Source organism: Xylanibacter rarus (assembly GCF_001275135.1).
Classification (GTDB): domain Bacteria; phylum Bacteroidota; class Bacteroidia; order Bacteroidales; family Bacteroidaceae; genus Prevotella; species Prevotella rara.
The window spans coordinates 1-16,949 of sequence record NZ_LFQU01000048.1 but is presented as its reverse complement, the minus strand read 5'-3'; the positions used below and the strand labels follow the sequence as shown (position 1 = coordinate 16,949).

The 16,949-nt window shown below is 49.0% G+C and carries 12 protein-coding genes and 1 pseudogene; 1 reads left to right on the top strand and 12 read right to left on the bottom strand.

Annotated features, from left to right (window positions below; all coding sequences use genetic code 11):
* Positions 1-648 precede the first annotated feature (648 nt).
* From ACU52_RS14025 to ftcD, 11 genes are all read right to left on the bottom strand, one after another.
* The gene (locus ACU52_RS14025; protein ID WP_053399243.1) at positions 649-1,821 is read right to left on the bottom strand and encodes a metallophosphoesterase; all 1,173 of its coding nucleotides are present in this window, start codon (positions 1,819-1,821) and stop codon (positions 649-651) included.
* 44 nt (positions 1,822-1,865) lie between these two features.
* Positions 1,866-3,203 carry a dihydroorotase gene (locus tag ACU52_RS14020; protein WP_053399244.1) on the bottom strand — a complete coding sequence of 446 codons (1,338 nt, stop codon included), beginning with the start codon at positions 3,201-3,203 and terminating at the stop codon, positions 1,866-1,868.
* 58 nt (positions 3,204-3,261) lie between these two features.
* On the bottom strand, positions 3,262-4,068 hold the full coding sequence (locus tag ACU52_RS14015; RefSeq protein WP_053399242.1) for a DUF4369 domain-containing protein: 807 nt from the start codon (positions 4,066-4,068) through the stop codon (positions 3,262-3,264).
* Positions 4,069-4,158: 90 nt separating this feature from the next.
* The gene (locus ACU52_RS14010) at positions 4,159-4,587 is read right to left on the bottom strand and encodes a hypothetical protein (RefSeq protein WP_021855645.1); all 429 of its coding nucleotides are present in this window, start codon (positions 4,585-4,587) and stop codon (positions 4,159-4,161) included.
* The gene (locus ACU52_RS14005; RefSeq protein WP_053399241.1) at positions 4,571-4,909 is read right to left on the bottom strand and encodes an FtsB family cell division protein; all 339 of its coding nucleotides are present in this window, start codon (positions 4,907-4,909) and stop codon (positions 4,571-4,573) included. The genes ACU52_RS14010 and ACU52_RS14005 overlap by 17 nt, the downstream gene beginning before the upstream one ends.
* Before the next feature lie 630 nt (positions 4,910-5,539).
* Positions 5,540-5,986 (bottom strand): lipocalin-like domain-containing protein, encoded by a 447-nt coding sequence (locus tag ACU52_RS14000; RefSeq protein WP_053399240.1) that lies wholly within the window; start codon positions 5,984-5,986, stop codon positions 5,540-5,542.
* On the bottom strand, positions 5,974-7,440 hold the full coding sequence (locus tag ACU52_RS13995) for a capsule assembly Wzi family protein (RefSeq protein ID WP_053399239.1): 1,467 nt from the start codon (positions 7,438-7,440) through the stop codon (positions 5,974-5,976). The genes ACU52_RS14000 and ACU52_RS13995 overlap by 13 nt, the downstream gene beginning before the upstream one ends.
* A 584-nt stretch (positions 7,441-8,024) precedes the next feature.
* Positions 8,025-9,266, bottom strand: a complete 1,242-nt coding sequence (gene hutI / locus ACU52_RS13990; RefSeq protein WP_053399238.1) for an imidazolonepropionase — start codon at positions 9,264-9,266, stop codon at positions 8,025-8,027.
* A 36-nt stretch (positions 9,267-9,302) separates the two neighbouring features.
* Entirely contained in the window at positions 9,303-10,787 is a 1,485-nt protein-coding gene (gene hutH, locus ACU52_RS13985) for a histidine ammonia-lyase (RefSeq protein ID WP_021855640.1), read from the bottom strand.
* 241 nt (positions 10,788-11,028) lie between these two features.
* Positions 11,029-13,047: a urocanate hydratase gene (locus tag ACU52_RS13980; RefSeq protein ID WP_053399237.1), complete on the bottom strand. Its 2,019-nt coding sequence runs from the start codon at positions 13,045-13,047 to the stop codon at positions 11,029-11,031.
* A gap of 56 nt (positions 13,048-13,103) precedes the next feature.
* Entirely contained in the window at positions 13,104-14,819 is a 1,716-nt protein-coding gene (ftcD, locus tag ACU52_RS13975; RefSeq protein ID WP_021855638.1) for a glutamate formimidoyltransferase, read from the bottom strand.
* A 922-nt stretch (positions 14,820-15,741) separates the two neighbouring features.
* Between ftcD and ACU52_RS13970 the strand changes: the two genes are divergently transcribed.
* A complete protein-coding gene (locus tag ACU52_RS13970) occupies positions 15,742-16,014 on the top strand; it encodes a hypothetical protein (RefSeq protein ID WP_147630894.1) in 273 nt (90 codons plus the stop codon).
* 534 nt (positions 16,015-16,548) lie between these two features.
* Here the strand turns inward: ACU52_RS13970 and ACU52_RS15335 are convergent.
* Positions 16,549-16,949, bottom strand: a pseudogene (locus ACU52_RS15335) (type I phosphomannose isomerase catalytic subunit); the annotation flags it as partial.

The window sequence follows — 16,949 nt, the reverse complement described above, 5'->3', positions numbered from 1 at the left end:
TTTCGAGGCGGGAGTTAAAGTAGTTATCGCTCACTTAGATGAGCTGGTAGTTAGAGTCAAATGCCTTGTTGATTCTTATCATAACTTCATAATCACTACGTTTGGTAATGTGCCGGCGGATATGCGCTCCGCCGGAATATAATATAAGGATCTGAGATCCGCTAAAAATACCGCTGCCTTATGAAGTGAGTAATGAAAAATTTAATGCTATGTTTGCATTAAAAGTATGAGGTGATGCTAAATAGGAAGTAATCGGATTAAATAAATCCTGATATTCATTTCCGGCAGATTGCAAATCAGCCGGCACATTAGTCTTGTTGCTACATAACCGGCGACACGGGGCTAATGTTCTGTCGGATATGCTATCCGACAGCAAAAAATATAAGGATCTTTGATCCGAGACTCATACCTATTAATCAAAAAATAGGAAGTAATCGGATTAAAAAATTAGCTGCGCTGACCTTCGGTTCTGATATTCATTTCCGACCGATTGCAAATCAGCCGGCACATTAGCCTTCTTGGTTCTTTTCGCACGCACTACGTTAGCATTTGGATTTTTCACTCTTCACTCTTAACTCTTCACTTCCGTCAGGCGTTTTTCACTTTTAATTTTTCATTTTTATTTGCGCTTTTGCGCCAGCTCTTCACTTAAGCCCCCTTCTTGTGCAGCGTAATAACCGATATCTCGTGGCTTGCTCCGAAGCGGAAGGGGATGAAGCCGCCGGTGCCTACAGACACGTTGATGGCACGGTTGCCTTCATGATACAGACCGCCCCACTCTCTATACATCAGTCTGGCCGGCGACATGCCGAAGACGCTGAACTGCATGGCGTGAGTGTGACCGCTCAAAGTAAGCTGTGCCTTGCTGCCGGGAAGGATTTCCTTGCGCCACAGACGCGGGTCGTGAGCAAGCATAAGCACAAAGCTTGAACTGTCTACTCCGGCCATCGCCTTCTTAAGGTCTGTGCGCTTAGGCTCACCGCCACGGCCGTCGTTCTCAACGCCTGCAACAATTATCGAGTCGTTGCCGCGCTTAACGGTCTTGTTCTCATTGAGCAATAGCGTCCAGCCAAATTCACGCTCACGACTGATAATCTCACGCTCATTGGCCACCTTAACAACATCGTCGGCCTTGATATAGTCAGAATAGTCGTGATTGCCGAGAATGGAATATACGCCGTCCTTGGCGCTAAGGCTGCTCAGAAGCGGAATAAACTCGTAAAGCTCCTCGGGCGACATGTTCTGCAAATCGCCCGTAAACACTATCATGTCGGCCTTCTGAGCGTTGATGCTATCGACAATACGCTCAAACACCTTCTTGTCCTTTCCGCGGTAAGTGCCGAGATGTGCATCGCTAAACTGCACTATGCGATAGCCGTCGAAGGCCTGAGGCAGGTCGGCAGAATAAAAGTCTTCATGGCGTATGTCGAGCTTCCGGAAGCCTATGGTGCTGCCGTAGACCACGATATATATCTGACCTATGGCCAGCAGCAGTCCGACAAGGTTGCCCCAGTTGTTCTTTGTGTGATGATAGCGGCAATGTCCCCAGCCGAGCAACGAGCATACGGCGAAGATAAACTTGGGGATGGCCAGCACACCGAAAAGAAACAGATAGACGTTGAGCAACTCGATGCGCTCAGGCGCAAAATCGCGCGAGAACGTAAGCACCAGCGTATAGACAAAGAGAATGATACCCGGAGTCCACCACAACAGGCGCTGCCACCACAAATACCTGGTCTTACGGCGCAGCAGTCTTCTGTCGATATAGATGTCAGACAGGATTATCATCAACACCAAAAGCACGAATATCCTTGCAATCATTTTTTCAGAAGATTAATTTTTAACTAAACATCAACTACAGCCCCTTATCTGAAGGCTATCTCCTCACCACGGCAAGAGTCGAGGAAACGTCCGTCGTCGTAGACATGCACGCCGTTGCAGAACGTGTGAACCACGCGCCAGTTGAACGTATGTCCCTCCATAGGGCTCCATCCGCACTTGCTCTGTATGACGTCTTTCGTAACCGTCCACGGACTGCCGGGGCGCACAACAACGACATCGGCCTTATAGCCCTTGCGGAGAAAACCGCGCCCACGCACATCAAAAAGGCGTGCGGGATTGTGGCACATAAGCTCTACGAGCCGTTCTATAGACATAACCTTATTATCTACAAGCTCGAGCATGGACACGAGCGAGAACTGTATCATGGGCATGCCTGAGGCCGCACGGGCGCATCCGCCCTGCTTGTCGGCCCACTGATGAGGGGCATGGTCGGTGCCTATTACTGATATGCGGCCGTCGGAGAGCGCACGTCTCAGAGCGTCGCGGTCGGCAAGTGTCTTTACTGCCGGGTTGCACTTTATCCTTGTGCCAAGCGTGGCATAGTCGGCGTCAGAGAAAAACAGATGGGCAACCACAGCCTCAGCCGTTATATCAGGCATGGCATCGTGCCACGGCTCAAACAGCTGCAGCTCGCGAGCCGTTGTAAGATGAGCCACATGAAGACGCGCGCCATGCTTGCGCGCCATGCTTACGGCAAGCTCTGTAGACTTATAGCAAGCCTCCTCGCTGCGTATCTGCGGATGCAGAGCCACGTCGGGATCGTCGCCGTGAGCGGCCTTTGCAGCAGCCATGTTGGCATTGATTATGCCGGTGTCCTCACAATGTGTCATGACGGGAACACGGGCTTCGCTGAATATGCGTTCGAGAGTCTCACGGCGATCCACGAGCATGTTGCCCGTTGACGAGCCCATAAACAGCTTTATGCCGGGCACACGATGAACGTCGAGCCGGCTGAACAGGTCGACATTGTCGTTGGTTGCACCGAAGAAGAACGAATAGTTGACGTGGCTCTTTGCCGCCGCCAATGTGCGTTTCTCTTCGAGAGCCTCGAGCGTGGTGGTCTGCGGCACGGTGTTAGGCATGTCGAAATAAGACGTAACACCTCCATAGGCCGCAGCACGGCTCTCAGAACTTATGTCGGCCTTTGCCGTAAGGCCTGGCTCACGAAAATGCACATGGTCGTCGATAACGCCCGGAAGCACGTAGCACCCCGAAGCATCAACCACCTTATCAAAATGTTCACTGCCAGAAATAAAATTGTCTTGGAGAATGTCTGATATCAAACCATTCTCCAAGACAACCGAGCCACGGAACGACTTTCCCTCGTTGACCAGCGTGGCGTCTTTTATCAATAATCTCATAATATCTTTTAAAGCCCCAGTATATGTTCCTTTTTTGCGGTTAAGCCTGACTCCCTTGTCACTCTGCTCCCTCAACAGCCTCGCTCAGAGAGTCTTCTGATCCCGGCTGTGCCAGTTCGTTGGGCGTAGGAGGCGCCAGCGTCGGGTCGTCTGTCCCGTCGGGCATTGCCGTACCGTTCATTATGGCCTGGTTCTGCTGTGCCTTGCGGTAATAGTCGCGCACGTAAGGATCGTTCTTGAAGTTGTCAGTTGCCTTGCTCATTATATCCTCAATCCAGGGTGAAAGCTCGGGATATCTGTGGCCGGCTGTAATCATGAAGAACACGCCCGGACCCAGCACGTTGTCGAAATTCTCAACGATGAACGACGTTACGAGCTTGTCTTCCTTCTCAACAATCTGTGCAGCCTTCTGCGACAGTTTTGCGTTCACCTCGTTGATGTCGTGTCCGTCCATTATGGCCTGACTCTGCAGATGGCCCAGTTCGCCTACCTCGCTCTCCAGCTGGTTGTACTTCTCGATAAACTTAAACAGCTTGTCGTTAAGCGGCGTTCCGCTCACCTTCTGCTGCGTGTTGTCTATCTTTATCTGTATTTCGCCGCTCTCGAGCACCACCGGCATAAGGCTCTCATCGTCCATGAAGAGAGTTGCTATACGTGTAGAATCGAGCGCCCCCGAAAAATGAAACTGTCCGTGAACTATGTCGCAAGAGTCGATATTCTTCAGGTCGTCGCCTTCATAAACCTTAAGAAACAGCATGCGGCCGTCTAACGTAGGAACATTAGATGAACCTTGAATGTTGTAAGAGTTTACACACGACGTAAACACGGCAAAAGCCCCCAGAAGAGTTAAAAGAGTCTTAACCATAACCTTGTTTTGTAATATTAGCACAAAATTACAACGTATTATCGATGTAAGAAAAATTTTTCATGCAATTTAAAATAAATACACTGACTTTTAGAGTTTTTTTGCCTCTTTAGCCAGCTCGCCTGATATTCTGTGAGTTGTATAAATCTCAAGCATGGCAGCAACGAGGAGCAGGAGCACCCAGTTGTTGTGAACATAAGTGACGTAATTGAAGTATCCGTCGGGCGAAAGCTTGAGAAACAGGGGCAGCAGCAGGCCATAAGAGTTTTCGACCATCAGCAGTGCCGAAAGAATAAACAGCACGTCGCCCGTGACCATGATACGGCGCAGACGCCTGATGGTGAAGTTGTTGCCGCTGTAGGTCTGCATCATCTGCATAGAAGCAAAGCACAAGGCACCCACAAGAAATATCCACGAAGCCATGAGCATCGTGCCAAAGACATAAAGTCCGGCACCGGCCACCATGAGCACCGCACCCGAAAGCAGAACAATAGTCTGCAGTTTATTTAGCTGTTTCATCGTTATCTGTTACTGTTTTTTGGTCATCACTAAGCACGAATATATCCTCGTCGTCGGCTTTCATAAAGTAGTTCTCGCGAGCTATCTTTGTGATGGCCTTAGGGTTGCGCTTCAGTTCCTTTATCTTCTGTTCGTCCTGCTCATACTGCATGTTGTAGGCATCAATCTGCTCCTTCAGCTCGCTCACGAGTATTCTATTGCGCACATGCTTCAGCAGGCTGTTCTCATCGAGGAACCCGACAATGAGGACACCGAAAATTATCACAATCCAATATTTGTTGTGACTTATAAAATTCAGAATAGGATATAAACGTCTGCTCATTAAATTTACACGGTTTCGTTACGCAACGGCAACAGTAGACACGACATATAAACGGGCTTTAGCCGCCGTAACGCTGCATATTTTTGTGCAAAGATAATGCAAGTTGGGAATATAACAAAATAATAAAGGTCTTTTAACCCAAATCAGTCATTAGGATTCGGTCGGGATTTTTGCTCTATATTGAGCGGATTTTCGTTAGATTTTTCGCAGTCATAGCGGGCTATGTCAAGAAAAATCTTACTAAAAGACGCCAATAGAAACAAAAAGACCGGCTGAAAGCATCAATGCACAAAATTGATAAAATAATATGCTGTCTAATGACCGATTTGGGTTAAATTGTAATAAACAAACGTATCGCGTGGTGTCATTATGAATCTATACAGATGCTCATCAATGACACAATGCTGTAGACACGGCCGTATTTAAGTTTATTTAAAAGCAAAAGCGCGTATTTACATCACACGGCAATCTTCAGCGGCAACAATAAATACGGCAAACGGAAAGACGGACATGGACCGCTATACACTAAATAATGCCATAAAAAGGCTGACATAAAGGGGAATACTGACGACAACGCATCAGATATAAATCAACAATGCTGCTGAAGCGTGACGTCTTTTTCAGGACAAATCAGAAGCGCGTGAGCTGCAGCGTGGCATAATCAGAGCGCAATACAAGATTGTCGCCGTCGGCAACCACCACATCAAAGGTTGTCTCAGTAGAATTGATTCCGAACGGCAGCAGGTCTTCCACGGTAGCGTCAACGCCGTTGTCGCTCGTAGCAGCCCTCTGCTTAAAGTCTTTCATCACCACCTTTGTCTCGCCGTCCTCATATCCGAAGCGACCTATGTATGTGCCATAGCCGTTGGGACCCTGCTTCTCGGACACCTCAACCACGTATCTCGTTATGCTGTAATAAAGGCGCGTACACTCGTGCATGCGTCCGTCAGCCCTCGTCTCAAAGCGTTCCAGTTTCCAGAATCCTTCTATATCGCTGTTCACAGGCTCCTTAAAGTCGCAGCCCGCCATAGCCAGAGCCATGACGGCAGCAACGATCCATCCTATTATCTTGACCATAAAACTCCTGTTTTGGTTATTGTTATCATGCAGCCCATGCTGTCGCCTATATAGCTGCCCTTGTCGTATCCGCAGGCCAGTCTGAAGTTCCATCCCGCAGCCTTGCGCGGACTGTATGCCACTTCTGCCAGCGTGCTTCCCTGACGCATCATGCGGTCGAGCGGCACTTTGTATGTTCCCCAGTGGCGCATGTACGACAGCAGCAGGCGATACGACCACTCGTCAGACGGATTGCCGCCAATGCCTATATGGTGAACCTTTACGCGGTTGCTCCTGAACATATTGGTTCCGTCGGCATTATATATTGGTCCGGGCAGAAACGGATGGCCCATTCCCATACCCCAGTGTTGCCAGTTGTAGTCGTGGTTATAGTAGTTGTCGCCGCCGCTCATCTGTATCTCATGAAACGAACCGCCAACACCGTCATAAAGCAGCGGTCCGGTCTGATCGGTTGTGCACAGCCCTTCCCACAGCAGAGTTGACACAAAGGGATTCTCCGGCAACGTTAGTTCCACGCCTATATGTCCGTCTTTCCAGCGTCCATACTGCCACGTTAGCTGCGAGTGGTCGTCGAAATAATGCTCGTAATAGCATCTCAGCTTCCATGTCGGCGCCGTATAGTTGAGCGCAAAGTTCCAGCTTCCCACATGGTTGCCCTCCACGTTCTGCAGCGTGCTCTCCTGTATCGGTATGATGGCCTTCAGATATTCTTTTATCCCGCCGGGCATCTTTGCCACACACGTTGTGGTTCCGTCGTCATTCTTGCGCCACTTGCTTCCGCCAAACTGTGCCGCCTCGATCATTCCGATTTCCATCGTAACTGGTATCTTCTTTGGATTTCCCACTCTGAGCATGGCCGACTTGCTGTGATATATCACGCCTCTCGTGAACGTCTCGCCTGGCTTTACAAAGTCCGACCGCCAGTCGCCGTCTGTCAGCCATCCGTAGCCGAAATGAAACTTGGCAGCCACCCATCCTTTGGTGTAAGGCAGATTCTGATATTCCTTCACCTCAAGACGCACCTGCGGCACAGGACGTGCCCCTGGACCTTCTACCATCATGCCGCTGCTTAGCCCCATGTTCTTGTCCAGCGGAAAGGCTTCGCGCTCCTTGCTGCCTATGCTCAGCGTTATATTGCGCCATGACACATCGACAAAAGCCTGCTGAACGACAAAGTCTGAAGTCTGATTAACGGCTCCGGCCAAGTCGAGTCCTGCCTCCAGACGCCAGTCGGCACCCAACTTTCCGGCATAGTCTACACCCGCTCTGAGATATCCGCTGCACGGCTCTACACCAGACAGGCCATAGCGGTTGGCCGTAAACCACATAGGGGCATAGGCGCCCGTAGACACATTGGCAGACGTCTCCAGCTTATATCTAAGCGTGTCGCCTCCGGCAAATGCCGCGGCAAAAGGCAACATACTCAGCAATAATAACAGTTTAAGCGATTTCATCAGAATTAATCTTTCACCTTAACTAAACACCTTGATGCTCTTTATCTAAAAGGCATGCTACATATTATAAATCTAGTTATACCGTTGTCCTGCAAACATCCATGAGCCTTCTTTACGCAAGTATTAAGGCAATTAACATGCCCGTTCTTACCAGACATGGCACAGTTGTCCTATTGTTACAATAAGTCAAGATATGCAGGAATGGTTTGAAGGACACCAATAATCTAGTTACATTTGATTTTCAGGGCGCAAAATTACAATAAAAAACCTGACAGATAAAAATATTTTTGTTAAAAACATAGTAATATTTTTAAAATATACGCACTTGTATGCTTGCATTTTGCACACTCTACTTAACATAATCGGGACACATTCTGCTCACGCATATTACAAAATGCTATATATCGACACTACACAAACGGCACAAGCTAAATAAGAGACAAAATAAAAGCAGCCACGAACAATGGCTGCATATAAAAACAAAAAGTGCGCAATGCGGCATAACACCTTATGCCGCGATTGCGCAAAAGCTATATTTATTACTAACATCTAATACTTTCCGCAGGCTGTTTGCCGGCCTGTGGTCAGAAGCCTATTTCCTGCCCTCGGGCAAACACGCGGCGTATCACAGGCGACGTGTAGGCATAAGGGATGTAGTCAATCGAAGGTATCGGCTCTGTTATAAAGAAGTTAGCCACCTTGCCCACGGCTATCGAACCGTAGTCGCGGCTGAGCCCCATAGCATAAGCCGAGTTTATCGTGGCGGCATTGATGGCCTCTGCAGGCAGCAGTCTCAGCTTGATGCATGCCAGAGACACAATAAACTTCATGTCGCCCGACGGAGTTGATCCGGGATTATAGTCGCTGGCAACGGCAACGCCAAGTCCGGCGTCAACCATCTTACGTGCCAGTGCATAAGGCAGATTAAGGAAGAACGACGTGCCGGGCAGCACCGTAGGCATAGTGCCGCTGCCGCGCAGCAGCTCTATCTCCTCTTCGGTCATGCTCTCCAGATGGTCTACAGACAAGGCATTGCGCTTTACGCCTATCTCTACACCGCCCGACGATGCCAGTTCGTCGGCATGTATCTTGGGCAGCATTCCCCATTTTGCTCCGGCCTCAAGTATGCGGTCGGTCTCTTCTGGGGTAAAGAAGCCTTCGTCGCAGAACACGTCTACATAGTCGGCAAGATGCTCGCGCCCTACCTCTGGTATCATCTCCTCTACAACAAGACGTACATATTCGTCCTGGGTGTACTGGCGTCCTACTGCATGCGCACCAAGGAATGTAGACACCACCTTTATAGGTGCCGTCTCCTTTATGCGCCTTATCACGCGCAGCATCTTCAGCTCATCTTCTGTGTTAAGGCCGTAGCCGCTCTTTATCTCAACGCAGCCCGTACCCTTCATCATCACCTCGCGCACACGCCTCATGGCCTGCTCATAGAGCTGGTCCTCTGTCATGGTGTGCAGCAGGTCGGCTGAGTTGAGTATGCCTCCGCCGCGTTTGGCAATCTCGGCATAGCTCAGACCTCTTATCTTGTCGACAAACTCGCCCTCGCGGCTTCCCGCATACACTATGTGGGTATGCGGGTCGCACCATGACGGCATCAGCGTTCCGCCTTCGGCGTCGACAACGGTGTCTGCAGCAGCTTCAGCATCCGTCAGACTGTCCATCGTGCCGAATCCGGTTATCAGTCCGTCTTCGGCTGTCAGATAGGCGTCGTTTATCTGCTCCAGCGTCTGCATCTCGCTGCCCTGCAGCCTCAGCTTGCCGTGCCGGTCTATTCCGGCCAATGTCTTTATATTCTTTACAAGCAGTCTCATCGGCTTGATTATTTTACGTTTTCCTTGGCGTCATGCTTATTCGGCATGCTCTCTCAGGAAGTCAATAGAGTTCTTTATGTGAGGATACATCACTTCGTCGTTCACGATGAACGGCACTACCTTGCGGTATTCATCATGCAGCTTCTCGATTACAGGAGACGACTTCAGCGGACGTCTGAACTCAAGAGCCTGAGCAGCATTAAACAGCTCTATTGCCAGCACACGCTCCGTGTTGAGCACCACCTTATAGAGCTTTATTGCAGCGTTGGCACCCATGCTGACATGGTCTTCCTGACCCTGGCTCGAAGGTATGCTGTCTACAGATGCAGGCGAGCACAGATTCTTGTTCAAGCTTACTATTGACGCAGCTGTATATTGTGTAATCATAAATCCGCTGTTTACGCCTGGAGTTGCAACGAGGAAGCTTGGCAGGTCTCTTGTGCCCGACACGAGCTTGTAGATTCGTCTTTCTGAGATATTAGCCAGTTCGCTCAGTGCCATTGCAAGGAAGTCCATAGGCAGTGCGATAGGCTCTCCGTGGAAGTTTCCGGCAGAGATAATCAGGTCTTCGTCAGGACATACAGTCGGGTTGTCTGTTGCCGAGTTGATTTCAGTGTCGATCACTGACTTAACGTATGCCATTGAGTCCTTGGCTGCGCCATGAACCTGCGGAATGCAGCGGAACGAATACGGGTCCTGAACATACGATTTGGGCTTCTCTATTATCTCGCTGCCCTCAAGCAGTTGCCTCATGTTTGCGGCTGTCTCTATCTGACCCTTGTGAGGTCTTACCTGATGTACGGCGTCTGTGAAAGGAGACACCAGTCCATAATATGCGTCGAGCGACATGGCAGCAATCTTGTCTGCCCATTTGCTCAGGCGTTCGCCCTGCAGCAATGCCCATACGGCAAACGAACTCATGTTCTGTGTTCCGTTGAGCAGAGCCAGACCTTCTTTAGATCCGAGCTGTATCGGCTCCCATCCGTTTTCCTTCAGCATCTCTGCTCCTGTCATCACCTTACCCTTATACTCTACGTCACCGAGTCCTACGAGCGGCAGACAGAGGTGTGCCAGAGGCACAAGGTCGCCGGATGCACCAAGTGAGCCTTGCATGTAGACAATAGGATAAACATCGTTGTTGAAGAAGTCGACAAGTCTCTCTACAGTATCAAGCTTGCAGCCTGAGTAGCCATAGCTCAGCGACTGTATCTTCAGCAGCAGCATTATCTTTACTATATCGTTAGGCACGCGGTCGCCTGTGCCGCATGCATGCGACATCATCAGGTTTATCTGCAACTGCGAAAGCTGGTCGTTGCCGATAGACACGTTGCAGAGAGAGCCGAATCCTGTTGTTACGCCATAGATAGGTTTCTCTGTCTCTTCTATCTTCTTGTCGAGATATTCACGGCAGCGTACGATGCGCTTGCGTGCGTCTTCACTAAGTTCGAGTTTATAACCTTTTTCTATTATCTCACCGATACGTTCAATCGTGAGATGTTCTGCTGATATTTGGTGAATCATTGTGTATTTAAATTTAAAGTTATGTGTGTGTTTAGGAGTTAAAGAAGTTAGAGTAGTTAAAGGAGTTAAAGTCATATGTCTTGTGGACACACAATTATAAATTATAATTCATAATTGACTAACGCCTAATCTTGTTTCATAATCAGGACATTGTTTCTTAGTCCTTAATTATTTACTTAATTACTTCAAGGCATTTGACTTTAACTACTTTAACTCCTTCTAACTACTTTAACTACTGAATTTACTTCACTGCGTTATCTATTATCTCATCATCCACGAAGTTTGGCATCGTAACCTTCAGGTTCGGGGTGCGTTCCATTTCGCGCTCAATGCTGTGTATAGAGCCTTCGTTGCGTGCCCAGCTGCGGCGTGCGATACCGTTGTTTACGTCCCAGAACAGCATTTCGCGTATGTGGCGTGCGCTGTCTTCGCCTCCGTCTATCATCATGCCGAAGCCGCCGTTGATAACTTCTCCCCAGCCTACTCCGCCACCATTATGGATAGATACCCATGTGGCACCTCTGAACGAGTCGCCTATAACGTTCTGAACAGCCATGTCGGCACAGAACTGCGAACCGTCATATATGTTACTTGTCTCACGGAACGGAGAGTCTGTTCCTGATACGTCGTGATGGTCGCGGCCAAGCACTACCGGACGTGTTATCTCGCCCTTCTTTATTGCCTCGTTGAATGCCAGAGCTATCTTTGCGCGGCCTTCGGCGTCGGCATACAATATACGTGCCTGTGAGCCTACTACGAGATGGTTGCGGCCGGCCTCCTTTATCCAGTGGATGTTGTCTTCCATCTGGTGCTGTATCTCCTCCGGTGCTGTCTTGCATATCTCCTCGAGCACTTCTACAGCCAGACGGTCGGTTACAGCCAGGTCTTCGGGCTTGCCTGATGTACATACCCATCTGAACGGACCGAAGCCATAGTCGAAGAACATCGGCCCCATGATGTCCTGAACGTATGAAGGATATCTGAACTTGCCGTCGGCAGCCATGATGTCGGCTCCAGCACGCTCTGATTGCAGCAGGAATGCGTTTCCGTAGTCGAAGAAGTACATGCCGCGCTCTGTCAGCTTGTTGATTGCAGCAACCTGTCTGCGCAGAGATGCCTGCACACGCTCACGGAACAGTTCAGGATTCTCTGCCATCATCTGCTTCGACTCCTCAAATGTCATGTCAACAGGATAATATCCTCCTGCCCACGGGTTGTGCAGTGATGTCTGGTCGCTGCCAAGGTCTACCTTTATGTTTTCTTCTGCCAGGCGCTCCCACAGGTCAACCACGTTGCCCACGTATGCCATAGACACAGTCTTGCGCTCCTCTACGGCCTTTCTTATTGCCGGTATCAGTTCGTTCAGGTCAGAGTGCAGTTCGTCCACCCAGCCCTGGTCATAGCGTTTCTGTGCAGCCTTAGGATTAATCTCGGCAACAACGCTGACCACTCCGGCAATGTTTCCTGCCTTAGGCTGTGCACCTGACATACCGCCAAGACCTGACGACACGAACAGCATGCCGTGTATGTCCTTACGGCCCGGTTCTTTCTTCATCTGCATGCGTGCAGCGTTGAGCACGGTTATCGTTGTGCCGTGAACGATGCCCTGCGGACCGATATACATATACGATCCGGCTGTCATCTGTCCATACTGGCTGACACCCAGTGCGTTCATGCGCTCCCAGTCGTCTGGCTTTGAGTAGTTAGGTATCACCATACCGTTTGTAACAACCACTCTCGGAGCATTCTTGTGCGACGGGAAGAGTCCCAGCGGATGACCTGAATACATCACGAGTGTCTGCTCGTCTGTCATCTCGCTCAGATACTTCATAGTCAGCAGATACTGTGCCCAGTTCTGGAATGCGGCACCGTTGCCTCCGTATACGATAAGCTCATGAGGATGCTGAGCCACTGCCGGGTTCAGGTTGTTCTGTATCATGAGCATGATGGCAGCAGCCTGTTCCGACTTGTGCGGATACTCGTCAATGCTGCGTGCATACATGTCGTATGTAGGTCTGAATCTGTACATATATATGCGTCCGTAGTCGCGCAGCTCGGCAGCAAACTCCGGTGCAAGTGTCTTGTGGAATTTCTTAGGGAAATATCTCAGGGCATTGCGCAGTGCAAGCTTCTTTTCGTCTTCTGTAAGTATCTCCTTACGCTTTGGCGCATGGTTCACTTCTTTGTCATACTCACGCGGCTCCGGCAGCACGTCTGGTATGCCGGCACGTATCGCCGCCTTAAATTCCTCGTTTGTCATAATATTTAGGATTTTTCTGTTGTTTATTCGTTATGTTTCTCCCGGTCTTGCCTCAATCAGTTTCCGCTGATTACTCGCTCAACCATCTGCATTATCTCAGCCTCCTGCTTTGTAGCCTCAGCCATCAGCGCCTCAGCCTCACCTATAAGAGCCTTGGCTGCATCCTGGTCTTTCAGCGACGAAGCGTTTATCTTGACGTTCAGTCCGGCACCCATCACGGCTGCTCTTGCTGCCAGTGCGCCAACGCCTGCGTCAGATACGCTGTTCGGGTTGCCGGTCTCTACCATTGCCCTGCACAGTTCGAACACCTGTGCCGATGTCTTCATTGTCTCCAGCGGCACCTGTGCAGCAAACAGTGTTGCCTTCTGTATGGCCTCTGAGCGCAGCTGCTTCTCTTCGTCTGTTCCTTTCGGCATTCCGAAGGCTGCCATTATGCGGTTAAAGGCCTCTGTGTCGTCGTCAACGAGGCGCAGCAGCTCTGTCTCGAGCACCATGCCCTTGTCTGCCCACTGGCTGAACTCGTTCCAGCGGTCGTCCCATCCGGGCTTGTGTGCCGACAGGTTAGCCACCATCGTTGCCAGTGCAGCGCCCAGTGCTCCCATGTATGCAGCCACTGATCCGCCGCCGGGTGCAGGAGATTCTCTTGCAGTCTCGTCAGCAAATCCCTTCACTGTCAGCGCCGTCAGTCTCTTTGCCTTCTTCTGGTCGGCCTCGAGCAGCATCTCCACAACCTTCTCCTCGGGTACAAACGGACGCAGGTCGTCGAGTCCCATCGACTTCACGGCTATGTTCATTATGTCTTCTTCAGGAATACCTGTCGATCTGTGCTGTTTCTCAAGGAAATACTTGCCGGCGTCTACAATAGAGCGTTTTGGCACAAGACCAACGATCTCTGTTCCCGTTACTCTCAGTCCTCTGTTCTGAGCGCAGCGGCACACCTCGTCGAATGCCACGTGCAGCGGCGTAACGTTGATGTTAGTTATGTTCATTGACACCTGTGCTATGCCGTATTCCTCGATAAACCATCCTATGGCCTTTGTCGACTTCAGCGTACCGGGCTGCATTATAGTCTTTCCGTCTGCGTCTTTCTTCACCTTGCCTGTTATCGGGTTGCCTTCGCGCACCGGTCTTCCCTTCTCTCTCACGTCAAAGGCCACTGCGTTTGCCCTGCGTGTAGATGTGGTGTTAAGGTTAAAGTTTACGGCAATCAGGAAGTCGCGTGCTCCTACAGCCGTACATCCCGTGCGTGCCACGCCCTCGTCAAAGGGTCTTGCACCGAAGTCGGGAGCCTTGTCGGCGTCGCCCATCTTCTCCGGCAGCGCCTCATACTCACCGGCTCTGCACACGGCCAGATTGCGTCTTTCAGGTTTCAGAGCGGCCTCTTCATAGCAGTAGCATGGTATCTGCAGCTCGTCGGCAATGCGCTTTGCCAGTTTTCTTGCCAGCTCGGCACACTCTTCAAGAGTTATTCCGCTTACCGGCACCAGCGGCAGCACGTCTGTAGCGCCCATACGCGGATGAGCACCGTGATGCTTGCGCATGTCTATAAGTTCACCGGCCTTCTTAACAGCCTTGAAAGCAGCCTCGACAACAGCCTCGGGCTCACCAACAAAAGTAACCACCGTGCGGTTAGTAGCCTCACCCGGGTCAACATCGAGCAGTTTTACGCCGCCGGCTTCCTCAATCACATCGGTAATCTGTTTTATAACATTCTTGTCGCGTCCTTCGCTGAAGTTGGGCACGCACTCCACAATCTGTTTTATCTTTGCCATAGTATTATTAAAATATTGTATAGTTTCTTTATGTTTTTCTTATTAGATGCATGGCAGAATGTTGCCGCCGGCCGTCGCCTCAAAGACGCCACAACATGCCGCAAACCTTCTCTCTGCCTTTACAAAGATAGGATTTTAGAATAAAAGTCGCAAAAAATATGGGTTAAAAATACAAAGATTATTTCATTAAATTTTAAGGCCGGCCGCCGTCTCATGCCGCCTTAAAATATCAATTTAAAACAAAAGACGGCGATATCAAAACACTATCCCCACTCATTCACAGAAACAGCTTTAAACATTGCAGTTTACAGCCACGATTACTTACAATACGCCATTTCGTCTTTCATCATACATTTATGCCGTCAGACACCATCAGTCCTCACATTTTTAGTCATTTTTCAGCGCATCATGTCCCGTCATCACGCCCTCACATCTGACACATTTCTCATTCCTCACCCCATAATCACACAAAAATAAACGGCTCTTCATCCGAAAAGCCGTCAACATCATATAATAACATAACAATTTGCATCCCGTCCCCATTCGTCATACCATCCATGTCATTAGGGTATTTTTAGCGGATTAAATAAATCCTTATATTTAATTCCGGCGGAGCGCAGATCCGCCGGCACAACAGCAACGCAGTGCGTCTTACGAAAGTGAAAAGTTAAAAGTGAAAAACGAAAAATCCAAATGTATTGTGATTTCTACTTGTAAGCATTACGTTTGCAATTGGATTTTTCACTCTTCACTCTTAATTTTTCACTTCCGTCAGGCGTTTTTCATTTTTAATTTTTCATTTTTAATTGCGCTTTGCGCCTGCTCTTCACTTCTGCTTTTTCAAATTAAATGTCATACAATTTCGTTCTGTCATTATAATATTGTAACTTTGTTCTTATACTAACTTTAAAACATAAAATTTATGAATACAATTAAAATGGGAAATGACGAGTTCATATTGTATTGCCGTAAAAACGGACATGGTATAAACAAAACTACAGACCAATTAGGACGGTTGATTTGGGAATGGATACGTGACAAAGCAAACGGCAGACAGATAGAAAACAATAAGGAGTGTTTATGGGGGCAGAATGCAAACAATGTATCACCTACCGGTCTTCCATACACAGCCACACAATTTGAATTTGACCGCAATAAGCTGCCAGACTTGTATGATTATTTGGATACGTTATAACATAAGTGAAAAGTTAAAAGTGAAAAACGAAAGATCCATGTGCCTTGTGAAGGATTCTCGCAAACACGATGTTGCCACATGATTTTACCACCCAACGACAATATCCCAAAATGCACATGGATTTTTCGTTTTTCACTCTTAACTTTCTCACTCTCGTAAGACAGCGGTATTTTTAGCGGATTAAATAAATCCCTATATTTAATTCCGGCAGATTAATTCTATTGATTGTCGGCTGCGCTCGGCATAACCAAATGAGATTTGCTTCTGCTCTCACTTGCACGACAATTGCAAATCAGCCGGCACATTAGCAAACGTAGTGCGTGCGCTTCGTCGATTATTGTCAATTGTATTACATTGAATAGAATCAACAAGGCATTTGACTTTAACTACTAGCTCACCTTAGTGAGCGATAACTTCTTTAACTACTTTAACTCCAAATGATAATACCAACAAATCACATGGATTTTTCACTTTTAATTTTTCATTTTTATTTGCGCTCCGCGCCTGCTCTTCACTCTTCCCTCTTCACTTAAACTAGTAGTTCTTATTATCAATATACACCTCGAGCAGCTTCGACACGCGGTCTTCGTTGTTCGGCACAACGTCCATGTCTGCCACGCAGGCTGGCACGAGACAGCTCATGCCCTTTGTCAGATGCACCTGCTTTATCTCAGGCTCCTCGCCTTTCCACGACCTTATCACGATGTCGCTGCTGCCCTCAAGACACATATACACCACGAAGCTGTCATACTTATACAGCTTTCTGTGAAAGGCACGGTTCACCTCCAGCAGCTTCACCGTAAAGAACCTGTTCTCTGCCAGCAGCACCGGATAGTTCATCTTGCGCGTGTAGTGCGTGCGGTAGTCGTCCTCCACCTTATAGTCCAGCGCCTCCGATGCCAGCGCCGTGTGCAGTGCCCTTGGCTTGCCGTCAA